The following is a 24,636-nucleotide window of genomic DNA, read 5'->3' on the forward strand; positions in this document are numbered from 1 at the left end:
AAGTTTCGGATCCTGTCTGAAAAGGGTTAAAACGTCCCTAAACGGTCGAAAGGGTAGAACCTTGCTATGACTTTTCCCGTCACATGATCAATCGGAACAGGACCAATCTCCCGGCTGTCAGTACTTCTGTTTCGATTATCCCCCATTACAAACACATGATCATCAGGAACTGTCACCTCAGTGAAGTCATGATAGATCGATTCATAAATATATTCTTCCTCTAAGCGAACACCATTTTTATATACAAAGCCGCCTTCTATGGCAATGCGATCGCCAGGTTCGCCAATGACCCGTTTCACCCAATTATGGCGAGAATCTTCTTGTCGATCAATAAAAGCGGCAAGCATTGGACTTTCTGCAAATGAATCCATTAATGTTCGCTCATCATCTATCCGGCTGTCTACAATTACAATTTCTCCTGCTTTAGGAGACTTTCCGAGAAGGTAAGGAGTCTTAAAAGCAAAAACCCGGTCACCAGCTTTTTGCTGATCATAATGATCCAAGCCTTCTAATGTAGGTTCCATCGAGCTCCCATCTACTGTAAAGGGCTGGATAACAAAAACGCTAAGAGCAACAGCTAAGACCAAGGCAAGCACAATGGCTTTTGTCCAGCTCATTATTTCATAAATGAATTTTTTTACAAACATTCGATATCAACATCCTTTAATAAATGTTCTCTCTCTATTGTAATCGAACGACTATATTTTGTCAGTTTAATTGTGATAAGGTTATCAATGGAGGGGTAGTAATGAATCGTAACTATATTTCAATTTTATTTTTTTTAGCAGCCTTTACAGCAGTAGTAATGGCTGGCACAACTGCTGTTGCAGGCGATTTAAGTTTAGTGGCGTTGACGGTGATTGCCTCAATCTCTGCAGTGATTGGTGGAATCATTGGTTATTATTTATTTATAAAGTAGGGCATTTGGGAGGAACTTAAATGGAATTACTTTTGACATTATTAGTTATAAGCGGAATTATATATTCTGTTTTCTTTATACAGAAGAAGAGAAGAGAGCATCACATTACAGGCTGGAAATCACTCATCACCTCTGTCTGTTTTATCAGTATTGCTTTAATTAATGCAGGAGCGAATCTATTTGGCATGCTGGGACTGATCAGCTGGGGATTAACTATCTTCCTCTTGTTAATGGGAGCGTATTTTACAAAGTATCTGCCAGTACCTCAAGAAAGGTGAAGGAACAATGAGGAAGAAAAATATGACTTCTAGATCTACTAGAGTATCATGAGTAAAAAAAGACAGTGCCTGTTAAAAGGCACTGTCTTTTAGGCTGTCTTGTATTGATTACGCCCTTGATCTTTAGCCTTATACAAGGCTGCATCTACTCGGTTAAGAAATTGATCAATCTCTCCTTCATATGAATCACAGTAAAAACCGATTCCTGCAGAAAAGGTAATTACTCTGCCAGCAGGTGAAATGGTATCTTGCAAGAAATCTTTTAAACGCTTTGCTACATCTATGGCATCTTGTGTTCCGGTTTCAGGGAGGATGATCATAAATTCTTCCCCGCCAAATCTCCCGCAGACGTCTTTCTCTCTAGTAATTCTTTGCATTGCTTCTGCAAAAAAGACAAGGGTTTCATCTCCTGTTTTGTGGCCAAGTGTATCATTGACTGTTTTAAAGTGATCAATATCAATTAAAATAATTGAAAAATGCATTTGTTCTTGTAAAGCCTGAAGGGTCTTAATAAGAGCCCGGCGGTTTGCAAGACCTGTAAGCGGGTCTGTTAATGCTTCTTTTGTGGCAGATTGGAGTTGAGACTCCTGGTTTTGAGTATAGTCTTTAAATGTTTGATTTAGCTGTTCGGCTTCAAAATACCAGGTTGGAATTTTTGTTTCATTTACTGTACTTTTATTCTCTTTTAACTTATAGGTTTGCATAGCTAACTGCTGGAGCGGATAAGCAATTCGATTGGCAAACATACGAGCGAGAAGGAAAGTGAGTAGAACAAATGGAATAGAATAGAACATCATTTTCTTAATTGTTCCTAACACTGGTTCCATAATAACCTCATATGGAGTTTGTGATACGATCCCCCAATTGCTCGAAGGGATATGTGTATATCCGGCTAACATATCAATTTCTTTAGTGTTTGTGACTTTCATCGCACCGCTTTCACCATTCATAAGCTTCTTAACCACCGGGTTTTCACTAACGACCTCTCCAATCCTATTGCGATCTGCGTGATAAATAATTGAACCATGCTGATCGACAACATAAACATAGGATCCATCCTGTGAAAAGTGTTCACCAAGAACTGTTTCAATGATATTGTAATCTTGTAAGTAAATCACTCCAGCAAGCAGCCCATAATAATTGCCTTCGTGATCTTGAAGCGGGCTTGAAATAAGTAGAATTTTTTGCCCAACAACCCCGTCATATAAATCTGATATAAGAGTTTCTTTTTTTTCGAGTGCTTCGGTAATTCCCACAGAATGAACATGAAAACCTATAACATTTAATGCAGGAGCTGACGTCAAAATTTTAGCTTCTTCATTAATAACAGCTATCGAATTAAAATAATTGCTGCTTCTTAAATATTGATAAAGGGCTGTTGTTAAGCCTTCTTCGTTATTAAGTAAAGGCACAAGATCAATCGCCCTTAATGATAAACTCTCTTTCATTGATTCAAAGGATTGATCGGTAATTTGAGCTAGTTTTTCAGAGTAAACTTTATTAATTTCTAAAGTTTGATTTATTGCATTCTCTTTGGTTACAAAGTAACTTACCAATAATGTGCTGCTAAGTAGTCCGAACATGGTTAAACATACAAGTGTCAATATCCAAAAACGTAAACTTTTTTTCAACATAAATGCCTCTCAAATTTAAAAATACGTTCAAATAAAATGATGATCATTGTCTTATGTCTTGTCACCTATAACGTATCATGATTCTGATTATATTCCTACCATAAATTTGAAGGTTTTTAGGGAGATGCTAAGAGGGGATGACAGGTTATATTACGGTTTTTAGCTCCTTACATATAACGGTATTTATAAAAGTGTATCAGAGCATACTGTTCTTAGCGTTGGTGTGGAGGTATGACTATGAGATCTAGTAAGCAAATAAGGCTAACGACAGCAGAAATGGCTTATTTATGGGCACAATATGTAAGTGATAGTGCAAGCAGATGTATGCTGCTTTACTTTATGGAAGTAGTAGAAGACAAGGAAGTCAAGGATGGATTTAGGAGCAATGTATAACAAAGTGCTTATGGATGTACAGTTATATGATGTACAGTTATATGCAGAAGACGGGGGAAATTTAATGATTTAAAAAAATGGTTAGAGCAGCCTCCTCTAGCATTTGATCGGAAAGACCTAGCAGATGAGAACAAACGATCCTAGTAATAAGAACATCTGTTTGGTATAATAAGGTTAGCAACTGCTAGCAAGGTAGCGGCTGAACTCCCGTAGAGAGGGGGTGAGGCTTATTTTGACGATCTATGAGGCGTTAAGTTTACTGGCCCAATTCTCAAGCATCTTACTTGCTGTGTTAGCACTTACGGTCAGTATCATTGTGAGTCAGCACAAAAAGAAATAGCTACCCTGCCGCCAAGTAAGGTGAGCTATTTCAAAACAGCAATATCCAATTGGTCAGCTGCGTATTGCAGCAAGCAGTTGCTAGGACTGAGTGCATTTGCACTCGGTCTTATTTAGGTTGGTTTGTTTTTTCATTTCTATTTCTATTTCTATTATACATGAGGGACAAGGGGTTAAGCAAAGGGAAATGCACAATGAAAATAAGTGAATTTATATGAATAATAATGTGGTCAAACATTACAAAATATGGGTCTTTTTTATTCTAGGTTAATTAGCGATACGAAATAAAGTGGTCCTAGTACCTATGAACTTTAAGGTATATATTCCCTTATGTAATAGTCTGAAATATTGTACGATTCAGAATGTAGACTATTACTTTATTGGAGGGAACTGTAAATGAAAAAGGCTTTAGTATCTATTGCTTTAGTAACTTCTCTAACATTAAGCTCTGTCGGTGTACAAGCTTTTGCACAGCCTTCTGCAACGAGCCAATCAGGCATTCATAATGTACTTGATAACCGTGTAATTAACCAAATTAATGTAGAAAATATTTACAATAACATCGATTACTTGCAGCAGACACCGCGTGTAGCTGCCTCAGAAGAAGAATATCAAGCAGTGCTTTATATTAAGGAGCAATTTGAATCATATGGGTATGAAGCAGAAATTCAGCCGTTTGAATTTTTTGGATTTACAGCCCCTCATACTGTAGAGTTGTCAGTAGGTGAGACAAGCTTTACTCCTAATTCATTTACTTATACAGCGAGCGGAGAGGTAACTGCTGATCTTGTCGATGCAGGGTTAGGTCGTGAGGGTGATTTATCAGGTGTAGATCTTAAGGGGAAGATTGCTTTGATTCAACGAGGCGAAATCAGCTTTGGAGATAAAGTACTGAATGCAGCAAGGGCAGGAGCTAAAGGGGTCATCATTTATAATAATGCACCCGGGACCTTAAATGGTACTCTTGGAGCAGCAAATGAAGATTATGTGGCTGCCGTCTCTATTTCACAAGCAGAAGGACAAGCATTAGCTTCTCAATTATCTCAATTACCTGAAGGAGAGTCTCTTAAAGCTTCTCTAAAAGTTCTAGGAGCAGAGTCAGGGCTGCGTACTTCTCATAATGTCATTGCATCTAAGAAACCAACAAATAAAAACAAAGATAATGGTAATGTGATTGTGCTCAGCTCTCATCATGACTCTGTACCAGGAGCACCCGGAGCAAATGATAATGCATCAGGAACAGCCATGGTGTTAGAGTTAGCGAGAGCCATGAAGAACCTGCCAACGGATACCGAAATCCGCTTCACGACTTTTGGAGCTGAAGAGCTTGGATTAATTGGATCGAGACACTACGTAAAAACGCTGCCAGATACAGAGCTTAATAGAATTGTCGCAAACTTCAACTTAGACATGGTAGGTAGCCGCGATGCGGGTGACCTTGTCATGAGAACGGTCAATGGCCAGCCGAATCTTGTAACTGAACTAGCACAAGCATCCAGCTACCGCTTAAATGGTGCACCAACTCCATTTAACCAAGGCGGAAGCAGTGACCATGTTCCATTTGGAGAAAAAGGCATTCCGGCAGCACTCTTCATTCATAGTCCGCTTGAGCCATGGTACCACACACCAGAGGATACGATTGATAAAATCAGTAAAGAGAAACTCCAGGATGTGGCTCAGATTGTCAGCACTGCTATTTACGACTATGCAAGCTTTGACAATATGGGAGCTAAACCGAAAAAAGCGAAGCCTCAATCAGTCGATGCTCAAATGTACTTTGAAGAAGACGTACAATAAGCATAGAAACCAGCCCGTTGCGGCTGGTTTTTTGGTGCTTTTAGAATATGGGTTATGTTACCAGAAAAGGCTTGAAAGTGATAAAATGGATGTCGGTGTTAAGTGAAAGAGTAGTAGATGAAAAAATTCTCTTATGCTGCAGCTAGATTATTGTATATTGTTTATTTGCTAGGGCTATTAATATCAGTCATAACTTTGCTGCTGATTTCAAGTTTTATAACAGAAGCATTGCTGTAAAGGTAGGATTAGGGTGGCTGAATAAGGACTGTAGGGGGAAATGCATGGCTTTTATTCTTATTGTTGGTATAGGAATTGCGATGTTAATAGTGGCTAATATTATCACGGGATTACTAATTGGGGTATTTGGAAATGATTTTCATTCTTTTTTTGGTAGAGCTTACACTAAGAATCCCCGATCTACTTTTGATAAAGGGTTAAATAATGTATTTTTTGTTATGCATGCTATTCCTTATTTTTCTTATATTTCATATATGAAAAAACATTCATATTGGAAAGCAAGAATGCTTTACTTGATTTGGTTATTTGGGTTTAATCTGTTGTGCATCATAGTGGCCGTTATTATTGGCTTGTTTCTTGAAGTTTTGGGGTATTAAATACTAATGATTTTTATCTTTTTTTTCCTTTCATTCCATTGTGCCTGCCCTCTTAATCTATGTTCTTATTGATAATTGGTAAAAAAGACCTTGAATCAGCTCTGTTTCACTGTAATTAAACGGTAGAAAAGTCATTTGTGAATAGATTTATTGAGCTTTTCTTTATAATAATAGCACCTTAAGTATGGTTTTCATTTCCAATTGCTTCTTTTAAAATGATAAATGTACTTATAAATGTCATTTTATGTAGGTTTGGAGGGTGTTTATATGAGTGAAGAAATTAGCTTAAAACCAACTCGAGTGAGAAATAAGATGAATCGATTGTCATCTCATTTGGATAGTGTGACTCCCGAGTATACAGTCGCATTTGATGGGCGTTCTGAACTAGATACAATCAAGGAAGCAGAAAAAAACATGAAAGCGATGGAATCCCTGCTTCAATCCTATAAGGCACTCTTGCAAAAGAATGTGGAGCAAGTTTATCGGGTTGTGGAGCAGTATGAAGAAGCAGACCAACAGGTATCACGTCAAATTAAAGGAGGGTAAACGGTGAAAATATTAGATGCAGCTTCCATGATTGAAAATGTAGAATCATTACTTCAAGAAGTTAAGAGACAGCAGGATCAATTATCTCCAGTAGAAAGCTGGCTGCACAATGAAGCCGCTCTCTTGGGTGTGGAATCAAGATTTAATGGGCGTACTGCGATTCGGATCATCAATTATTTCACTTACTGTCATGGCCCTTTTGTAAAACTCCTTCGCACGATTCTATCAGAATTTGAGGCATCTCTCGAAGGTACCTTGAATCAATTAAATGCGTATTTTAATCAAAATGAGTTCATTCGCGAAGACTTTTTACAAGATGAAGTCAATGGAAAAATACAAGAATTAAAATCAACGATGACTACACTGGGTGAAGAAGTGAATGGTATTATTGCCATGTACAAAGATGTGGTATATTTGCCCGAATTCAACTATAACCGCGTCATCGACGGGTTAGCTGCATCGAAATCAAAATCTGAAGAAACTGTTGAAAAAGTGTATGAGTACGACTATGAACAGCTTCCTAGTATGGAATTTGTTGGGCAGGATATACAGCTTCTACAAAACTATGCATCAAGTTTAGAAGAAATGTTCGTCAGCCAATCCATATCAATTGAGCAGTTTAACCATAATATGATTAAGGATAATGAAGCATTCAGAGCTGTTAAAAATACACAGAATATAAGGGAAGCAGATAAATTATTTGAGGTTGCTGCTAATACCTCGACCTTTTTCGGATATACTGAATCAATAGCTCCCAATTTACTAGCTGCTTCAGCCTACGCTACAGGTAGTTATGCGGATGTCATAAATAAAGGGAATTACAATGAGGTTTCAAGTAAATCAACCCAGAATAACAAAAGTTCATCTATTAACAATCAAAACCTACAAAGAAATTCTGCGAGTAGTAAAAGCTTGCAAATTTTAAACTCTACAAATAAGGTAGTCAACAGCCCATTTGTACGGAGTGCTTCAGGTCCGATAGGGTTAGGTTTAACTGCTGCAGGGAATTTAACTGAGTTTACAAGCAGCGATAATAGAGATAAATCAGCTGCTGTGCGAACTACTAGATTTATAAGTGGCACTACAGTTGAAGCTGGTACGGCTGCTGCTGGAGCTATAACTGGTGCGAAAATTGGAGCAGTAGTAGGCTCATTTGCAATACCTGTTCCTGTGGTTGGTACTGCTATTGGAGGCGCTGTTGGTGCTATGTTAGGTGGTGTTGGTGGAGTATATGTAGGTTCTAAGATTTCAAGTTCTGCCAAAGACCTTGCAGAATCTGCATATAATAAAGTTACTGATATATCTAAAGCGGCTTTAAGCTCTGTGAAAAGCTGGTTTAAATAAATGGAGGAAATGAAATGTTAGTAATTTATATAATAATAGGTTTTATTTTTTCAATTCAGCTTGCTATGACTCTGGTCGCAAACCTGATTGGAAACTGGGCTATTCAATTTATGGAGCGTTCTTATTTCAAAAATCCTAATAGTAGTTTTGAGAAGGGGATGAATTTCGTATTTTATGCTCTCTATGGACTTCCTCATTATGTATATACTAAGCTAATGATTCGCTATACATATTGGAAAGCTAGATTTTTATTCTTCTTATGGTCTATCGCGTTTTTTGTTTTCAGTTTTATCCTTATTGTCATTTTTGGTTTATTCATGGAGTGGCTTGTAACGGTCTTATAAAGCTTAGTAAAGGGAATTTGTATGAGAGGTGATTTGATGCAAGCAGTTTTAAAATGTACTACAGAAGAACTGATTGTCCTAGTAGATTTATGCGGGTACCCTTCTGTTGCTAAAGGAATTGGTGAATCTTCACTAGGGGAAAAATCAGAGGATGCTTGGGAAGCAGTGTATGAAGGGGCGGTACATCAATTAATGCTGAAAGGGGTATGGGACGTTAAAAAATCAAGTGATAACGAGGCACCTTTAAATGAGGAGCTTCAATTATTTATTAAGCACTTTGTAAATTCTCCAAAAATTATTCGTTCTATTAATGTCACAGCTAATGAATCTCTCCTCTTTCATCAACTCCCTAATGGGAAGTGGCTCATGCATCATGTTACTGTAGATATAATCCATGAATTCTTTTTTGTAGAAGAACAGGAGATTCCAGAACATATCCTGCACTTCAATCAGTATATCGATATGAAAGGCGAGAATTATCATGCCTTCACATTAACGGATCATCAATTTGATTTATTAAGTAAAGAAGAAAACGTTCCTAAACTGAAAAGTCTTCTAAACATGACGGATGATCAAATGACTGCTTTTGAAGAACTTATTACTTCTATTAAAAGCAACAATTGGACCCTGCACAATACGAGTTTAATAAAAGTCAATCTGGAAAATGAGCAAAATACAATCACAGAAGTTCTATTTCACGTAGCTTCGACTAATGGAGTATGGATGTTGGAATACGATGAACATCTAAATGTACATGTTACTAATGTAGATTCTAATAAATTTCCAAGTAAAATACATTCTACGTTCTTAAACCCAGCAGAACAAGCATAGGAGGATTCTTATGGCTTTTAAAGGAAGACGGGATCTGCCCATGCTGTCTATTAATATAGCAACTGTTATTGGTCTTATCGTAATGTTCTTTGTAATGTATGGCTGGAGAGATGCTTCATTATTAATCCCCCCTTTATTAACCGGATATGCGTTATTAGTGCTGTGGATTATTACGTTGTTTCTTCGTTTACTATTTGTAGTAGAAGACGAGTATTTAGAAGTACAAATAGGGTTGCAGACATATACGTTTGATTATAAAAATATGAAAAGCATTCAAGAGACAAAGGGGTTATATCGTGTCCCTCATTACAATTTCATGTATGCTTTTAGTGGCTTTATGGTTGATTTTCATGACGGATCGATGAATATTCGTGTTTCTCCTGAAAACGAAAGAGAATTTATAACAGAGTTGTTCAAGAAGGCACCTCACTTATCTTATTGCTCGATAGAAGAGTATCGCTCCTTACAAAGAAGAAAAGAGGAAGTAGCTCAACATGAGGTGATCAGTGTCCCTCATCTAGGCAACACGGTAAAAGGGGGTGAAGTTGGAAGCTCATCAAGCAAGTGGGTGAAGTTATAATGACTGTAATTTATATTTTAGGTATTGTCATCATCATGCTTATTGGGATAAATATACTTAGTGCTTTGTTACCCGCAATACTTGGTAATCACTTTATCTCTTTCTTTGGAAGGTCCTATACAAAGCACCCTGAATCCTCATTTGATAAAGGGTTAAATATCGTTTTCTATCTCATGCATGGGATTCCTTATTTCTTCTATATACACTTTATGAAAAAGAATTCTTATTGGAGGGCAAGATTCATATTTGGTGTGTGGACCATCTTCTTCATTATTGTTTGTATCATTGTAGTCATTTTGTTGAGTTTGTTTCTTGAATTACTAGGCTTCTCATAATTCATTTTTAAACGGTGCACTTTAAGTTCGAAAAGTATCAACTAGGGGGTGAACCAATGAACATTGAAACATTATCTTCAAAAGAGTTAATCGTGTTAATTTCTCTATGCGGTTATGAAGACAAAGCGAAGGAAATTGGCGACAGTATGTTTCCTAATCGCACAGAGTTTTTTTGGAGAGATTATTCAGAAAAAGCATTAGAGCTTTTACTTGAAAAAGAATGGATTGATGAGGACCATATCGTATCTGAATGGCTGCAGGATTTTATCCATAAATATATTCAAGCTCGGTCTATCATTCGAGCAATTAATCGAGATAAAAACGAAACGCTTATTCTTCGTCGATTAAAAAATGGGACGTGGCTGCGAGAGGATATCTTCATGAGAGATGAAGATCATAAAATGACCGTCCTTCCTCACGCTGATCTTAATAAGGAGATAGCTAACTTTTACCGCTATTCTAATAAAAGAGAGGCTGCTGATGTCTCATTTACTCTGACTGATGATCAGTTTGCCGAAATGAGCAAGAAAAGCGGGGGACGAAAAATTCGCAGAGCGGCTGGTTTTACTCCACATGAAAGAGATGCCTTTGACCAGTTTAATCGAAGTTTAGATAAGAGAGACAGGCTGCTTGATAGTGTAAGTTTTCTCACAGTGGATGAAGAGTACCAGGATACCCATTTAAATAAAGTGATCTTTCATTTGCCAGCTGAGGAAGGGGTATGGGGGATAACGTATTCTAATGCTAGTAAAGTAGAATTGAAATTGCTGAGTCTTGAAGGTTGGTTGCACACTCTTGAGATTGAAAACCAAATGGAGTGGAGGGAAGAAGATGTTTGAAACAGAAGCGACGGTCCGACAAAGTATAGCTATATTATCAGGTGATATAAGCCAAATCCAAGAACAAATGCGCAGATTGAATGAAGCAAGGTCCAAGCTAGAAAGTCAGGAAGCAGAGATGACAGCATTCAAAGGTCAATTCCTGCTGCCGGAGCTTGATTCAAATACGTGGGCTGGAAAGTATGCTGCAGAGTTTGAAACGATTCGCACGAGTGAGGTGTATGAACAATACAATGATCTTACTTCCTCCTCGTTTTCTACCTATTATCGTCAAATTGAAATGGCTCAGAACTTTCTATCTGTACAATTAGAGTCGAAAACGCAGCAGCTTCAAAATCGGAGAAATCAACTAGAACAACTACAAAAACAAGAAGCGTAAACAACCTGTTCCAAGTGGGAGCAGGTTGTTTTTTTAGCATTTACCCTGCTTAACATTCTAACAAAATAATTCCAAGAGTTTGGGTTAGGCTAATTAAGAAGAACTCGATGAGGTGGTGAAACGCATGCTTTATCATTTGAAGCGAAAGTTTATGAAGCATTCAAGATCAACTGAAGCAGCTGACATCACTACTTCTCCATTAAGTGATGAATTAACACATAACATAGAGTTGATTGAAGAATTATATTCAGCCTCTATTAACAAAGACTTTGTTGTTCGGGATATACATATAAAAGGGATGGATTCAAGAGCTGCACTCTTTTTTTATGCAACGGCTGTGGATCTAGATAAAGTCGAACAATCGATTATCTCTCCTTTACTAACTGAGAATGGGAAAGATATTAGAGATATTGTTTCAGTTGAACATATTAGTGACGTAAATGATCTGTTGGATGTGAGCGAATATATTCATCAAGGATATGTGATCTTCCTTAAAGAAGGAAGTTCAAACGGGCTGGCTTTTAATGTTGCAAGCTATGAGCACCGCGGTATTGAGAAAGCAGAGAATGAAGTGCTTGTTAAAGGGCCAAAAGAAGCATTTACAGAATCAGCTTCGGTAAATTTATCGCTTCTAAGAAAGAGGATCTCTAACCCACATTTTATCGCCGAGGGTATGGGTGTAGGGGTTAGAAGCAAGAGTGAGGCCACGATTTTGTATATGAACGATCTGGTAGATGAGAACGTGTTAAATGAAGTGAGAAAACGTATTGAACGAATTGAGGTAGATAGTGTCAGGAGTATCGAAATGCTTGAGCAATTTATTGAGGAGCGAACCTATTCATTAATCCCAAGTGTTTTATATACTGAAAGACCCGATCGAACAGCAGCTTACATCGATGATGGGTACATCGCAATCATTATGGAAAACTCTCCTGCAGCGCTCATTCTTCCAGTTACCTTTTGGTCTTTCTTTCACTCACCAGAAGATCATTATTCAAGGCTGCTCTATGGTAATTTCTCAAGGTTGATTCGCTTGCTTGCGGTTTTTATTACTTTATTTATCTCATCTTTTTACATTGCAGTGACGAATTTTCATGAGGAAATGATACCTATTGATTTACTTTTAGCTATAGCAGGAGCAAGAGAGCAGCTTCCTTTTCCGCTTGTATTTGAAATCGTCATGATGGAGTTCGCATTTGAATTAATACGTGAAGCAGGATTAAGGATTCCAAGCCCTCTTGGACCAACAATAGGGATTGTCGGTGCTCTCATATTAGGACAGGCAGCAGTTGAGGCAAATGTAATAAGTCCGATTGTTGTCATTGTGGTAGCACTCTCGGGTTTATCGTCTTTCGCTATTGCGGATGTAAGTTTAAATTACACGATTCGTATGATCAGATTTGTCTTTATTTTTGCGGCTGCGACCTATGGCATTTTCGGAATAATAGGAGCCTTTATATTATGTTTGATGTATGCTGCGGCTGCTAGATCATTTGGAGTCTCGTTTTTGTCTCCTCTTTCTCCTCACTTTCGTTCCGGAAACGATACGGTCTTCAGAGGTCCTGTAACAAAGGAAATATTTAGACCTGGTCAGATTCATCCGAGGGATATGAAGAAAAACAGCATGAGGTAGGTGATTATATGGAACATTCACAAAAAATTGGCGGACGTGAATTTTTCTCAATCATTGTTCTAGCGATTGGAACAAAAATTACAAGTATGACTCCTGCCATTTTGGCTCAATCAGGTAAAAATGCATTCTGGATGATGCCTTTTGCGGGAGCATTAACTTTATTGGCGCCCTTTTTGTTGCTTCTATATTTATTACGTACCTACCAGAATAAGAATTTAATGGACCTTATTTATCATTTGTTAGGAAAGTGGATGGGTGGATTAGTTGGCGTAGTACTATTCCTAGTGGCATTTGTATCACTAGTTTTAGAAAGCAGAAATTATCTAGATGAACTAAGTTCCATCTTCTTCCCGCAATCTCCGCAGTATGCATTATATACTGTTTTATTCATTGTCATTTTGTTTGGTGCAAGAAAAGGGTTGAATGTCATCGCATCAACATCTTGGATCTTAACTCCATTTATTAAAGTGATTGCACTCATTTTATTAGTTTTAGTGCTAAAAGATGTCGTGTGGATGCGAGTATTTCCCATTTGGGGCGAAGGAATGATGGTGACAGTTATTGAAGGGGTTAAAAAGGCTTCAATTTTTGGAGATCTCTTTCTTTTAACAATGGCTTACACCTCTTTGAAATCAACAAAAACATTTCATAAAACGGCTTACATTGGCGGCGCATTTACCTTGTTTGAACTAACTTTGTTTTTTCTCATGTACAGCCTCTTCTTTGATTATAAATCGATCGACCAAGTGGCTTATCCTTTCCATGAAGTGACCCAATACATTTCTGTTGGAATGTATTTTACAAATGTTGAGGCCTTCTTTATGATCTTTTGGTTATTTGCAGCATTTATACGATTTATGATTTATCTTTATTTTACCACATGGATTTTTGCAGCTGTTTTTTCAATCACTTCATTCAAACCTTTGTTAGCTGTTTTCTTCTTTTTAGCTATAGTGTTGGGTATGTCTATTAATAATCCAATTCAAAATGTACTCGTTTATCGCGATATGTTCCTAACATTGACAACTCCTTTATTTATCATACTGCCACTCATTTTGTGGGCTGTGGCTAAAAGTAAGGGGGAGTTAGCGAGGTGAAGAGAACTAAAGGTTTGATAATTGTTCTTAGTTTATTAATACTAGGAGGCTGCTATGATAAAACAGAGCTTGAACAGCAGGCTTTTGTTATTGCAGTGGGGATAGATAAGGCAGAAGATGATGGACAATATCAGATCTCCTTTCAGGTAGCTCAAGGGCAGTTAAGAGGAGGTCAAGCAGAGGGTGAACTTCAAAAGAATATAACGATACAAGCCAATGATATAATCGCGGCAAAAAGTACCGCTAACACTCTCATTGCCAGAGAAATTAATCTTGATCAGACAAAAGTATTAATTGTTTCTGAAGAGCTTGCGCGTTCTGGCGAGTTATTAAATGTCCTACAAGCAACAACTAGAGCAGCGGCGTTTAGAAGAGGAGTGCAGCTTATTATAACAAGAGAAAATGCAAGTGAATTTCTTGCAAACAATGATCCTCCGCTTGAAGTAAAGCCCCATAAGTATTATCAGCTTATGATGCAGCAATCGAGCAGTACAGGGCTGATTCCTGATGCAGACATTCATCGCTTTTTTCAAATTACAGAAGGGGATGCTGATTTGTTTTTAGGCATCTATGCAACTGCTACAAGGCTACAAGATAAACCTGCATTAGAAGACGAATTTTACGCTGGTCAAGTCCCGCAAAAAGGGGAACAGGACACACAGTTTATTGGATCCGCTGTTTTTAAAGAGGGAGTTATGATAGATACGTTAACAGGTGAAGAAACAAGGCTTTCAATGATTCTTGATAATACTCAGCATATAGAGGACATATTAATTAATTTTCCAGATCCGAAGTCTGAGGTGCACCGCATATCTGCACGTCTCATAAAAGAGCGAACAACAAATATTTCTATAAAGATGAAAGAAGATGAGCCAGCTCAAATCGATGTGGTTGTTCCGTTTCACTTGGAACTATTAGCAGTCCCTAGTCTCATCGAATATGGGACGAATCAAGAAAATCTTAAAATGCTTGAAAGAGCAGTTGAGGAAAAGTTTAATCAAGAAGCAGGAAAACTAATCAAGAAGTCACAAGATGTATATGGATCTGAGCCTTTTTACTGGTCACTTTACGTCAGGCGATACTTTAGAACAATACAAGAATATGAACAAGCAGACTGGAATAATCGAATTTACCCCAATGCTAACATTGACGTAAAGTTTGATATGGAAGCGATTCGCTTTGGGAAACTTATTCAGAATACAGATATGAGAGAAGTGAGGGATTAAGAGATGATATGGCTGTTATCTGTTGGAGCAGCAATTTATACAGGTTATTATGCAAAAGAATATTACCACAAAGGAAATAAAGCAGGTGGAATAGCTGTTGGAGTTGTGGCTCTTATTGTGTTGATCTCACCACTCAGCCAATATGTCATGTAACTAGGTAAAACCCTTCGCTTTTATAAAGCGAAGGGTTTTTGATTGGGCTGTCGTTTTAAAAATAGGGTGATATTAACTACTCATTATAAAACATACTTGCCAACTAATTGAATATTCTATAAAATTAACATACTGACTAGTAGGTATAAATTGGAGGAGGTTAATGAATGGAAGAGAAAGATAAGAGAGTTCATTTCAGAACCTGTCCACTATGTGAAGCAACATGCGGATTAGAAATTCATACAGAAGGTGATAAAGTAACAGCAATTAAAGGAGATACTTTAGATCCTTTTAGTAAGGGATACTTATGCCCAAAAGGCTTTCATTTAGATAAATTATATTCTGACCCAGACCGGGTTAAAAAACCGATGATACGAAATGGAAGCAAGTGGCGGGAAACGTCTTGGGAAGAAGCATTTGAGGAAGTGAAAAGAGGTCTGCAGACCATTATAAAAAAGGACGGTCGAGATGCGGTAGCGAGCTATTTAGGCAATCCAAATGTTCATAATCTAGCTGGTATGCTCTATGTTCCAATTTTGTTGAGGGCACTTGGATCAAAAAATCGATATTCCGCAAGTACGATGGATCAAATCCCTAAGCAGCTGACAGCAGAATGGATGTATGGAAGTGACTTTTCTATACCTATTCCAGATATCGATCGTACGAATTACTTCTTAGTACTCGGTGCAAATCCGCTAGTTTCAAATGGGAGCCTAATGACTGCTCCAAATATGAGAAAGCGGATCAAAAATATTCAAAAACGCGGCGGGAAAATGGTGGTCATTGATCCGGTATCGACCGTTACAGCAAAAGCTGCTGATGAGCACTATACTATTATTCCTGGTACGGATGCCTATTTTTTAGCAGGACTTCTCCACACGATTTTCTCAGAGGGGTTAGAAGATCTTGGGAGGGCAGAAAATTATGTAAACGGATTAGAAGACTTAAAGCAAGCCCTTAATGACTTCTCAATAGAAGAGTTAAGTCTTACTTGCGGAATTGAAGTTCACATCATACAGAAACTTGCTAGAGAGGTTGCAAAAACAGAACGTGCAATTGTTTATGGTCGAATGGGGACGTGTACTCAAACGTTTGGAACAATGAACAGCTGGTTAATAGAAGTGATTAATATTGTCACAGGTAATCTTGATAAAGAAGGAGGAGTCATGTTCACCAGTGCAGCAGCCGGCTCAAAAAATGCAGGCGGCAAGAAAAAAGCAGATCGGTTCGGTCGGTTTCATTCAAGAATTAGAAAACAACCCGAGGTGCTAGGAGAACTTCCGATTTCATGCTTGGCTGAAGAAATTGAAACGCCTGGAGAGGGCCAAATTAAAGGCTTACTAACAGTCGCAGGGAATCCAGTATTATCCGCACCGAATGGTGAACGAATAGAACAAGCATTAAGTTCACTTGAATTTATGGTCAGTGTTGATTGTTACTTAAATGAAACGACTAGACATGCGAATGTGCTGCTGCCTGCTCCTTCTGCACTAGAACGCTCGCATTATGATTTATCCTTTTACCAGCTGTCCGTAAGAAATATCGCTCATTATTCAAAGCAAGTATTTGATCTGCCTGAAGATCAGCTCGATGAGTGGGAAATCCTGCTTCAGTTAGCTGCAGCAGTGATGGATGAAAAGCTTGGGGATGACCCTGTACGTGCACTAGATGATTATGCCGTTATGCAGCTTATAAAAAAAGAGCAGCGTAACGAGAATTCACCTCTTTCGAACAAGGACCCAGCTGAAATCTTTTCAAACCTTTCCCATAGACGAGGGCCGGAAAGAATGCTTGATTTTTTATTGCGAACAGGTGAATATGGTGACTTTTTCGGAGAGGTTCCTAGTGGACTATCTTTAACAGTCCTTAGTGAGAAGTATCCGCATGGTAAGGATTTAGGCCCTTTAAAATCCAGGCTTCCACAAGTGCTTACCACTATTTCAGGAAAGATAGAGATGGCACCCTCTCTTTTAATGAAGGATTTAACACGCTTAAAAGGAAAACGTGATAAGAATGCAGATCACCTATTATTAGTCAGCCGAAGACAGCTGCAGTCGAATAATTCATGGATGCATAATATTACAGAACTAACGAAGGGTAGTAATCGTTGTACATTACAGATGCACCCAAAAGATGCTAACCGACATCATATTGAAGATAAAAGTATAGTCAGTGTAGAGTCGGCAGTAGGGAAAATAGAAGTCCGGGTTGAATTAATGAATGACGTTATGGAAGGTGTTGTCACTCTTCCGCATGGGTGGGGACATGATTTGGATGGGATTCAGCTTGAACAGGGGAGGAAGAATGCTGGGGTGAATTCAAATCGATTAAGTAATGATCGTTTAATTGATCCAGTGTCTGGAAATGCGATATTTAATGGAATACCAGTATCGGTAAGCAGATGTGATACCAATAAAGACGTTGTCGGGTAACCGGCAGCGTTTTTTAAATTTTAGAAGATCTAAGAATACACCATAACCATTTGACACAAGTTAAGGAATGAAATGCTAAAGAAGGAGGAGGATTACCATGTTTTCACGACTGCAAATCATCTTTGTGTTATTGTTATTTATTGGTATTTCTAATCATGTACTTATCCTTCCTCATCTTCTTCAAGCAGCAAAACGTGACGCCTGGATCTGTGTCCTGATAGGGTATGGCCTCCTTTTAATTTGGGGTGTACTGCTCCATTTCATTATCAAACGGAATAAACAGAAAAAACTGGTTGATTGGGTCAGTGAGAGAGCTGGACATGCAGTGGCGACAATCGTTATTCTTCTATTTATTATTTATATCATTTTTACAGCGGCCATCACGTTTTATGATTTCACACAAAGTGTAGATATCTACTTTTTACCGGTGACACCTATTTGGTTAATTGTTGCACCATTTCTTCTGTTATGTGTCTTAGCTGCTTACTATAATTTAAAAACAATTGTCTACCTTTCATCTTTCTTTTTGCCTGTCGTTTGGATACTTGGGCATTTAGTTGCTTTTTCTACCATGGGGGAAAAAGCATATTCTTATATGCTTCCAGTTTTAATGTATGGCAGTGAACCGCTGATTAAGGGAACAATCATCGTTCTTGGAGGCAGTGTCGACCTGCTTTTTATCGTGCTGTTACAGCACCACCTTAATAAGCCATTTTATCTAAAACACTTCATTATTTTAATTTCTCTTTTAACAGGGTTAGTACTAGGGCCGACTTTAGGCTCTATTGCAGCTTTTGGACCTAATGTGGCAGCGAATATGCGATTTCCAGCTTTTGAACAGTGGAGGCTGGTGATGATCGGAGAACATATTTCTCATGTTGATTTTTTAGCAGTATTACAGCTGCTGTGCGGAACAACCATTCGAGTTTCACTATGTTTATTTATCCTCTATGACATTTTGAGAAAATATACCGAGAAGACAAAACAAATGCTGCTTGTATTAGTGGGGATTATTCTTTCTGCTGTGTCAATCTACCCGATCAGTGATATTTGGATGCAGACTTTTTTAGGGAGATATTTCTACCCATCAGTATTAATTTTTGGGTTTTTAATGACCCTTTTCCTTCTTGTGATTAGTTATTTACCTAGAAAGAAAGGAGGAGCACAAAGCCTATGAAACGTAAGATAGAACGTTATCCGGAGTCAATAACAGCAGATGAAAAATTAAAAAGCAAAACGTTGACGATACCAGAACTTAAAGAGTTGTTGGCAAGATTTGAAGATCTAGAGTGTAAAGAGGAACCAAATGCAGTTCTCTCCTTTTATTGTGAAGGGATGATTGATCACGCCCAATACAATGATCATTACATGGCTGTTATCAGCAATTTAAGCGATCACCATGACGAGAAAGCATATCTTCAAGGGCTGCCTCCTAGTTTTGAAGTAAATAACTTTGATTTATTGATTGAAAAACTCTTTTCTGGTTACCTGATTGTTTTTAAAGAAGGAAATCCACATTTTCAGGCAATTGATATTGGGAAAATACCACAGCGTACACCGCAGGAATCCACCACTGAAGTATCAATTAAAGGTCCGAAAGATTCTTTTACAGAAGAACTTCATACTAATATTGCTCTGATTAGAAAGCGGTTAAAATCACCGCGATTATATAGTGAAACGTTTACGCTAGGGTCTGAAACTGAAACTAAAGTAGCCCTTTTGTATTTGGAACATAAAGCTAACAAAGAAGTCATAAAGGAAGTTAGAAAAAGACTGGAAGGCCTTGAAACAGAAGGGATTGTAAGCAGCGGCCAATTAGAACAATGGCTGTCTGACCGTTCCTTTTCTCTATTTCCCTTGTTTGATTATATTACGCGCCCTGATTTTGTGGTAGAGTGCATGCTGCGAGGCCGGTTTATTATCATTGTGAATGGATCACCGACTGTGTTAATCGGACCCATTAATTTATTCGAATTGATTAAGTCACCTGAGGATGTTCACTATCCATTTTATTTAATTGCTTTCCAGCGTATTATCCGAGTGGTTGCTTTAACCATTGCTATTTTCTTGCCAGGCTTTTGGATTGCCATTGCTTCTGTAAATATAGATCAGCTGCCATTTCCACTGCTCGCAACAGTAGTTATTGCAAGGGAGGGTCTGCCCTTCCCATATGCGCTTGAAGGCATTTTCATTTTAGGTTTGTTTGAGCTGTTGAAAGAAGCAGGGGTCAGGATGCCAAAAGCATTAGGCCAGACAATATCAATTGTAGGTGGGTTAATTATTGGAGATGCGGCGATTCGTGCAGGGCTTGCATCACCGGCGCTTATCGTTGTCATTGCACTAAGTGCAGTTGCGACCTACACGCTCGTCAATCAATCATTGACCGGTACAGTCAGTGTGCTGCGGATCTACTGCTTAGTCGTATCGGCATTTTTAGGAGTGTATGGATTTTTTATTACGGTATTTAGTGTACTCATTTATTTGTGTCACCTTCAGTCGTTTAAGCTTTCATACCTTGAACCAGTTTCTTCTTTAAGTTTAAAAGAAATCCCAGCTGCATTACTGCTGAACCCTTTTAAGCGAAGAGATTTTACCGCACCTATGCTGAAACGGAGGAAATCATGATAGGAACTTTAGGTAAGAGATCCGTCATCCTTTTAGTAAGTGTTTTCTTGTTAGCTGGATGCAGTGATATTAAAGAACTTCAAAATGCCAATTATGCAACAGCTATCGGTGTTGATTTTAAAGACGGGAAATATGAGAGTTATATTCAAATGGTAAACCTTGATCAAGTTGCGACTACAGAGGGAGGCAGTGCAGGAGAGTCACAAATGCTCGTCTCAAAAGCCGTTGCTAATACTTTTGAAGAAGCTTTTTTTGAAGTGTATCGAACGGCACAAGAAAGAATTATATGGGCACATGTAACATCTATTGTTTTAAGTGATTCAGCCCTTGATCAAGGATTTCAACACATCTTTGATGCCTTAACAAGGTACTATGAATTTCGTTTAACGCCTTGGGTTTTTGGTACAAGTGAGTCAATAGAAGAAGTATTAAGTCAAACGGGGTTTTTCGCTAAAACCTCTCTTGACACGGTGATGCATAATCCAATGAGAAGCTATGAGCAAAGCTCAAAGGTAAGACCAATAAAATTGCAGCGTCTGGCAAGGGAAATGTTTGAACCTTCACAAACTACCTTTATTCCTTCACTTTCGATTGATCGAACTCAGTGGGAAAAGAATGGTGAAGACGAACCGAAGTTAGAAATCAATGGGGCATTTTTTATTCAAAATGATCATTTTAAAGGTTTCTTCACAACTGATCAATTAGAAGGCCTTCGTTGGCTTATTCCAGATACACAAAGGGCCTCATTGGTCGTACCTGATGAAGATAATACAGAATATGTGATGGTTATAAAAGACCCTGTACCTAGAACAAATCCAGGTATAAAAGAGGGGAAGCCGTCTTTTGACATTGTGGTATCGATGAGAGGCTATTTTACGAACCGAAACGAAAACCATCACCTCGTAATCCCGCAAATTTATAAACAATCAATTAAAGAGGTCGAAGATGAAATTTTAGCGCTCTATCAATTAGGAATTGAAAATAATGTAGACTTCTTAAATTTAGAGCATCAGTTTTTTAGAAAGCACCCAAAAGAATGGTTAACGTTAAAAAAAGATGGTCAGCTTTTCATTGATGAAGACTCTCTTAATGAAATAACCATTCATTTAAACATTAAGCATACGGGAGCCATCTTAAATAAATCACTTGATATGAAAAACATTAAATAAATGAGTAAAGTGGAGCCGAGGCTAGTTATTGCCTTGGCTTAGGTTGCTTTAAAATGTTTTGATGTTAACGCTTTCAGAGCTTTTGAATGAGCAATTTGAATTGATGAAATCTATATTTATGTTAAGATAAGTAACAATCAAGGCTTAATGTTACTTTTTCTAACACTTAAATGAATAAGAGTAACACCTAAAGGCTGAATAGTCAGAAAAATATTTGCGTATTAAAGCATTATCAGGTAAGATAATAAAAACCTGATGAGAGTCCTATAATTTCTTAGGGACACATATCGACCTGTCGGGACTTAGTGTGTCCCTATGGGCCGTTTCTAAGTTTAGAGTATGAGGAGGATGTTTGAATGATTGAAGTCAATGATGCAAATACATTATTAAGAAATGATGTAAAAAAGCTCGGTAATATCCTAGGAGAAATTCTTGTCCACCATGGTGGAGTTGATCTCCTAAACAAAGTTGAATCCATTCGTGAAAAAACAAAATCCTTGCGTCAACACCATGACCAAGAGACATATAACGCATTAAAAGAAGAGATTGCGACACTTGAACCACCAACACGTCAGCAAGTAATTCGCGCGTTCTCAATTTACTTCCATTTGGTAAATATTGCGGAACAAAATCACCGAATCCGCCGCCAAAGACAATACCAGCTGAATGAAGAGGGAGTAAGCCAGCCATTTTCTTTAGAACGTGCAGTGTCAGCTGTAAAAGAGTTAGAGCCAGAGGATGAAGTGATGCAGAAAGTGCTGAATGATTTATCGATTGAGCTTATTATTACGGCACACCCGACAGAGGCAACGAAACGTACGGTACTCGAAACGCAAAAACGTATCTCAACAATCTTACAAGAATTTGATAATCAACAACTAACGAAAAAAGAACGCCGCCGTTTAGAGGACAGCCTGTTTAACGAGGTAACGGCGTTATGGCAGACAGATGAGCTTCGTCATCGTAAGCCGACAGTTCTTGATGAAGTGAAAAATGGGTTGCACTATTTCAACCAAACGTTATTTGAAGTTATTCCTGAAGTACACCAAGAATTAGAAGTGCAGCTCGATGAACAGTTCCCTAATCACAAATGGTCCGTGCCAAACTTCCTTCATTTTGGATCATGGATTGGCGGGGACCGCGACGGCAACCCAAACGTAACGCCAGAAGTGACGTGGGAAACACTGAAACTCCAAAGACGCCTTGTCTTAAAGAAGTATAAAGAGAGTCTAGTTGATTTAATGAAACGCTTCAGTCAGACAACGACTCGTGTACAAATTAGTGACGAGCTTTTACAATCAGTTCAAGCAGATGAAGCTAATTATTTGGAGGACGGAGAAGAATGGCTGATTGAAACAGAGCTATATCGTCGTAAGTTTCAAGTGATTTTAAAAAGAATTCGTGCTGTTGGCAAAGAGGATAAAGCAGCTTACCAAAATGCAGAGGAATTATTAGCAGATCTAAATCTGATCAAAGAGAGTGCAGAACAGCATCAACCAGCAAACCGCACACTAAAAACATTACGAAAGCTAATTCGTCAGGTACAACTTTTTGGATTCCATTTAGCAACACTTGATATTCGTAATCACAGTGGCGAGCATGAGGCGGCAATTACTGAGATCTTAAGAGCTGTACAAATTACTGATGATTATGCTTCCCTGACAGAAGAAGAGAAATTGACTATCCTGCAAGATGTTTTAAGGGACCCAAGACCTCTCTTACTTCTGAAAGAAGATTACTCAAAAGAAACACAAGAAGTGATAAAAGTATTTGACATGATTAAGCAAGCACATCGTGAGTTTGGCAGCCGCTCTATTGAAGTGTATTTAGTAAGTATGACGCAGTCTTCAAGTGACTTGCTTGAAGTGCTATTACTAGCTAAAGAGGCTGGAATCTACCGCCTGCATGCTGATGGTACAGTAGACAGCGGACTTCATGTTGCACCGCTTCTTGAAACGGTTGATGATTTAGTAGCTGGGCCGCGTATTATGAAGACATTGTTTGAGATGGATGTATATCGCAACCATTTATCTGAGCGCGGCAACCATCAAGAAATTATGCTTGGATATTCTGATGGAAGTAAAGACGGCGGAACACTTACGGCAAACTGGAAGCTCTTTAAAGCTCAACAGGAAATTCATGATATGGCAAAGGATTATCAAGTGCGTTTGAAGTTCTTCCATGGCCGCGGCGGATCGCTAGGACGAGGAGGCGGACCGCTTAACCGCAGTATTTTATCCCAGCCGGCAGAGACGCTTGGTGATGGAGTGAAAATTACGGAGCAAGGCGAAGTGCTGTCCTCGCGTTATCTTCTTGAAGATATTGCTTATCGAAACCTTGAACAGGCAGCGTCCGCATTGTTAGAGGCATCAGCTTCATCACAGATCCAAACGAAAAAAGGACATTCGCGTAAAGAGGCTTGGGAAGAGGCAATGGAAGAAGCGTCTAAACACTCGCTGAAAAAATACCAGTCGCTTGTTTTTGGAGATCAAGACTTCTTAACCTATTTCAAACAAGCAACACCGTTAAATGAACTAGGTGCCTTAAATATTGGTTCGCGTCCAATGAGCCGTAAAGGAAGTCAGCGCTTTGAAGATTTACGTGCGATTCCGTGGGTATTTGCGTGGACGCAGTCTCGTCAAATGATCCCAGCGTGGTATGCAGCAGGGAGTGGTCTCAGCGCGTTTGCAAATGAGAGCGAAGAGAACCTGGCGCTATTACGCGAAATGTACAATAACTGGCCGTTTTTCCATTCAACGATTAATAATCTGCAAATGGCCCTAATGAAAGCCGATTTAAAGACGGCGAAAGAATATATGAATTTAGTAGAAGACCAAGAAATTGCAGATCGAATCTTTGGTGATATTAGTGAAGAGTATATTCGCACAAAAGAGATTTTATTAAAAATCTCAGAAAGCGAAGAACTTCTAGATCACTCGCCAAATATTCAAGAATCTGTCCATAGACGTAATCCGTACGTCGATCCGCTTAATTTCTTACAAGTCGATCTAATCTCAAAAATGCGTGCAGAAGAAAACCCATCTGATGAGTTAATGACCGAGGTATTGCTCACAATCAGCGGAGTAGCAGCAGGACTTGTGAATACGGGTTGATGAAAAACATTTTAAA

At 38.4% G+C, this 24,636-nt stretch carries 25 protein-coding genes; 23 read left to right on the forward strand and 2 right to left on the reverse strand.

The window, feature by feature from the left end; genetic code table 11:
• Window positions 1-26: 26 nt before the first annotated feature.
• The gene (lepB, locus tag PQ478_RS04975; protein ID WP_289236025.1) at window positions 27-647 is read right to left on the reverse strand and encodes a signal peptidase I; all 621 of its coding nucleotides are present in this window, start codon (window positions 645-647) and stop codon (window positions 27-29) included.
• Between the two features lie 101 nt (window positions 648-748).
• Here lepB and PQ478_RS04980 point away from each other — a divergent pair, with 101 nt between their 5' ends.
• Window positions 749-919: a hypothetical protein gene (locus PQ478_RS04980; protein ID WP_012957958.1), complete on the forward strand. Its 171-nt coding sequence runs from the start codon at window positions 749-751 to the stop codon at window positions 917-919.
• Window positions 920-939: 20 nt separating this feature from the next.
• Window positions 940-1,197, forward strand: coding sequence for a hypothetical protein (locus PQ478_RS04985; protein WP_289236026.1), 258 nt, complete (start codon window positions 940-942; stop codon window positions 1,195-1,197).
• Window positions 1,198-1,286: 89 nt separating this feature from the next.
• On the opposite strand, the gene PQ478_RS04990 is transcribed toward PQ478_RS04985, so the two are convergent.
• Complete coding sequence (locus PQ478_RS04990; protein ID WP_289236027.1) at window positions 1,287-2,831, reverse strand: sensor domain-containing diguanylate cyclase; 1,545 nt, start codon at window positions 2,829-2,831, stop codon at window positions 1,287-1,289.
• Window positions 2,832-3,068: 237 nt separating this feature from the next.
• Here PQ478_RS04990 and PQ478_RS04995 point away from each other — a divergent pair, with 237 nt between their 5' ends.
• The 21 genes from PQ478_RS04995 (at window position 3,069) to ppc (ending at window position 24,620) form a co-directional block, all read left to right on the forward strand.
• Window positions 3,069-3,224, forward strand: a complete 156-nt coding sequence (locus PQ478_RS04995) for a DUF3231 family protein (RefSeq protein ID WP_289236028.1) — start codon at window positions 3,069-3,071, stop codon at window positions 3,222-3,224.
• A 220-nt stretch (window positions 3,225-3,444) separates the two neighbouring features.
• A complete protein-coding gene (locus PQ478_RS21930; RefSeq protein WP_354004543.1) occupies window positions 3,445-3,564 on the forward strand; it encodes a putative holin-like toxin in 120 nt (39 codons plus the stop codon).
• Window positions 3,565-3,959: 395 nt separating this feature from the next.
• Window positions 3,960-5,360, forward strand: coding sequence for a M28 family peptidase (locus tag PQ478_RS05000; protein ID WP_289236029.1), 1,401 nt, complete (start codon window positions 3,960-3,962; stop codon window positions 5,358-5,360).
• Between the two features lie 281 nt (window positions 5,361-5,641).
• Complete coding sequence (locus PQ478_RS05005; RefSeq protein ID WP_289236030.1) at window positions 5,642-5,974, forward strand: hypothetical protein; 333 nt, start codon at window positions 5,642-5,644, stop codon at window positions 5,972-5,974.
• Window positions 5,975-6,241: 267 nt separating this feature from the next.
• On the forward strand, window positions 6,242-6,520 hold the full coding sequence (locus tag PQ478_RS05010) for a YwqI/YxiC family protein (protein WP_289236031.1): 279 nt from the start codon (window positions 6,242-6,244) through the stop codon (window positions 6,518-6,520).
• Between the two features lie 3 nt (window positions 6,521-6,523).
• A complete protein-coding gene (locus PQ478_RS05015) occupies window positions 6,524-7,864 on the forward strand; it encodes an LXG domain-containing protein (RefSeq protein ID WP_289236032.1) in 1,341 nt (446 codons plus the stop codon).
• Between the two features lie 14 nt (window positions 7,865-7,878).
• On the forward strand, window positions 7,879-8,208 hold the full coding sequence (locus PQ478_RS05020) for a hypothetical protein (protein WP_289236033.1): 330 nt from the start codon (window positions 7,879-7,881) through the stop codon (window positions 8,206-8,208).
• Between the two features lie 36 nt (window positions 8,209-8,244).
• Window positions 8,245-9,039, forward strand: coding sequence for a YfjC family protein (locus PQ478_RS05025; RefSeq protein WP_289236034.1), 795 nt, complete (start codon window positions 8,245-8,247; stop codon window positions 9,037-9,039).
• Window positions 9,040-9,049: 10 nt separating this feature from the next.
• The gene (locus tag PQ478_RS05030) at window positions 9,050-9,619 is read left to right on the forward strand and encodes a PH domain-containing protein (RefSeq protein WP_289236035.1); all 570 of its coding nucleotides are present in this window, start codon (window positions 9,050-9,052) and stop codon (window positions 9,617-9,619) included.
• A complete protein-coding gene (locus tag PQ478_RS05035; RefSeq protein ID WP_289236036.1) occupies window positions 9,619-9,954 on the forward strand; it encodes a hypothetical protein in 336 nt (111 codons plus the stop codon). The genes PQ478_RS05030 and PQ478_RS05035 overlap by 1 nt, the downstream gene beginning before the upstream one ends.
• 56 nt (window positions 9,955-10,010) lie before the next feature.
• Window positions 10,011-10,793, forward strand: a complete 783-nt coding sequence (locus tag PQ478_RS05040; protein WP_289236037.1) for a YfjC family protein — start codon at window positions 10,011-10,013, stop codon at window positions 10,791-10,793.
• Window positions 10,786-11,172 (forward strand): YwqH-like family protein, encoded by a 387-nt coding sequence (locus PQ478_RS05045; RefSeq protein ID WP_289236038.1) that lies wholly within the window; start codon window positions 10,786-10,788, stop codon window positions 11,170-11,172. Before PQ478_RS05040 ends, PQ478_RS05045 begins: the two co-directional genes overlap by 8 nt.
• Window positions 11,173-11,296: 124 nt before the next feature.
• Entirely contained in the window at window positions 11,297-12,805 is a 1,509-nt protein-coding gene (locus PQ478_RS05050; RefSeq protein ID WP_289236039.1) for a spore germination protein, read from the forward strand.
• Between the two features lie 8 nt (window positions 12,806-12,813).
• Complete coding sequence (locus tag PQ478_RS05055; protein ID WP_289236040.1) at window positions 12,814-13,902, forward strand: GerAB/ArcD/ProY family transporter; 1,089 nt, start codon at window positions 12,814-12,816, stop codon at window positions 13,900-13,902.
• A complete protein-coding gene (locus PQ478_RS05060) occupies window positions 13,899-15,128 on the forward strand; it encodes a Ger(x)C family spore germination protein (RefSeq protein ID WP_289236041.1) in 1,230 nt (409 codons plus the stop codon). Before PQ478_RS05055 ends, PQ478_RS05060 begins: the two co-directional genes overlap by 4 nt.
• Window positions 15,129-15,131: 3 nt before the next feature.
• Window positions 15,132-15,281: a hypothetical protein gene (locus PQ478_RS05065; RefSeq protein ID WP_012957981.1), complete on the forward strand. Its 150-nt coding sequence runs from the start codon at window positions 15,132-15,134 to the stop codon at window positions 15,279-15,281.
• Window positions 15,282-15,448: 167 nt separating this feature from the next.
• Window positions 15,449-17,713: a molybdopterin-dependent oxidoreductase gene (locus PQ478_RS05070; RefSeq protein WP_289236042.1), complete on the forward strand. Its 2,265-nt coding sequence runs from the start codon at window positions 15,449-15,451 to the stop codon at window positions 17,711-17,713.
• Window positions 17,714-17,810: 97 nt separating this feature from the next.
• Entirely contained in the window at window positions 17,811-18,890 is a 1,080-nt protein-coding gene (locus PQ478_RS05075) for a GerAB/ArcD/ProY family transporter (RefSeq protein ID WP_289236043.1), read from the forward strand.
• Window positions 18,887-20,338: a spore germination protein gene (locus PQ478_RS05080; RefSeq protein ID WP_289236044.1), complete on the forward strand. Its 1,452-nt coding sequence runs from the start codon at window positions 18,887-18,889 to the stop codon at window positions 20,336-20,338. The genes PQ478_RS05075 and PQ478_RS05080 overlap by 4 nt, the downstream gene beginning before the upstream one ends.
• Window positions 20,335-21,507: a Ger(x)C family spore germination protein gene (locus PQ478_RS05085; RefSeq protein WP_289236045.1), complete on the forward strand. Its 1,173-nt coding sequence runs from the start codon at window positions 20,335-20,337 to the stop codon at window positions 21,505-21,507. The genes PQ478_RS05080 and PQ478_RS05085 overlap by 4 nt, the downstream gene beginning before the upstream one ends.
• A gap of 356 nt (window positions 21,508-21,863) precedes the next feature.
• The gene (gene ppc / locus PQ478_RS05090; protein ID WP_289236046.1) at window positions 21,864-24,620 is read left to right on the forward strand and encodes a phosphoenolpyruvate carboxylase; all 2,757 of its coding nucleotides are present in this window, start codon (window positions 21,864-21,866) and stop codon (window positions 24,618-24,620) included.
• The last annotated feature ends 16 nt before the right edge of the window (window positions 24,621-24,636 follow it).

It is taken from the genome of Alkalihalophilus pseudofirmus (genome assembly GCF_029094545.1).
Classification (GTDB): domain Bacteria; phylum Bacillota; class Bacilli; order Bacillales; family Bacillaceae_D; genus Alkalihalophilus; species Alkalihalophilus pseudofirmus.

Coding starts and splice junctions, on each gene's coding strand:
- PQ478_RS05040 (WP_289236037.1), top strand. CDS start 10,011: ATGAACATTGAAACATTATCTTCAAAAGAGTTAATCGTGTTAATTTCT.
- PQ478_RS05080 (WP_289236044.1), top strand. CDS start 18,887: ATGAAACGTAAGATAGAACGTTATCCGGAGTCAATAACAGCAGATGAA.
- lepB (WP_289236025.1), bottom strand. CDS start 647: ATGTTTGTAAAAAAATTCATTTATGAAATAATGAGCTGGACAAAAGCC.
- PQ478_RS05000 (WP_289236029.1), top strand. CDS start 3,960: ATGAAAAAGGCTTTAGTATCTATTGCTTTAGTAACTTCTCTAACATTA.
- PQ478_RS04980 (WP_012957958.1), top strand. CDS start 749: ATGAATCGTAACTATATTTCAATTTTATTTTTTTTAGCAGCCTTTACA.
- PQ478_RS05045 (WP_289236038.1), top strand. CDS start 10,786: ATGTTTGAAACAGAAGCGACGGTCCGACAAAGTATAGCTATATTATCA.
- ppc (WP_289236046.1), top strand. CDS start 21,864: ATGATTGAAGTCAATGATGCAAATACATTATTAAGAAATGATGTAAAA.
- PQ478_RS05085 (WP_289236045.1), top strand. CDS start 20,335: ATGATAGGAACTTTAGGTAAGAGATCCGTCATCCTTTTAGTAAGTGTT.
- PQ478_RS05035 (WP_289236036.1), top strand. CDS start 9,619: ATGACTGTAATTTATATTTTAGGTATTGTCATCATCATGCTTATTGGG.
- PQ478_RS05070 (WP_289236042.1), top strand. CDS start 15,449: ATGGAAGAGAAAGATAAGAGAGTTCATTTCAGAACCTGTCCACTATGT.
- PQ478_RS05020 (WP_289236033.1), top strand. CDS start 7,879: ATGTTAGTAATTTATATAATAATAGGTTTTATTTTTTCAATTCAGCTT.
- PQ478_RS05050 (WP_289236039.1), top strand. CDS start 11,297: ATGCTTTATCATTTGAAGCGAAAGTTTATGAAGCATTCAAGATCAACT.
- PQ478_RS05065 (WP_012957981.1), top strand. CDS start 15,132: ATGATATGGCTGTTATCTGTTGGAGCAGCAATTTATACAGGTTATTAT.
- PQ478_RS04990 (WP_289236027.1), bottom strand. CDS start 2,831: ATGTTGAAAAAAAGTTTACGTTTTTGGATATTGACACTTGTATGTTTA.
- PQ478_RS04985 (WP_289236026.1), top strand. CDS start 940: ATGGAATTACTTTTGACATTATTAGTTATAAGCGGAATTATATATTCT.
- PQ478_RS05005 (WP_289236030.1), top strand. CDS start 5,642: ATGGCTTTTATTCTTATTGTTGGTATAGGAATTGCGATGTTAATAGTG.
- PQ478_RS05030 (WP_289236035.1), top strand. CDS start 9,050: ATGGCTTTTAAAGGAAGACGGGATCTGCCCATGCTGTCTATTAATATA.
- PQ478_RS04995 (WP_289236028.1), top strand. CDS start 3,069: ATGAGATCTAGTAAGCAAATAAGGCTAACGACAGCAGAAATGGCTTAT.
- PQ478_RS05025 (WP_289236034.1), top strand. CDS start 8,245: ATGCAAGCAGTTTTAAAATGTACTACAGAAGAACTGATTGTCCTAGTA.
- PQ478_RS05010 (WP_289236031.1), top strand. CDS start 6,242: ATGAGTGAAGAAATTAGCTTAAAACCAACTCGAGTGAGAAATAAGATG.
- PQ478_RS05075 (WP_289236043.1), top strand. CDS start 17,811: ATGTTTTCACGACTGCAAATCATCTTTGTGTTATTGTTATTTATTGGT.
- PQ478_RS05055 (WP_289236040.1), top strand. CDS start 12,814: ATGGAACATTCACAAAAAATTGGCGGACGTGAATTTTTCTCAATCATT.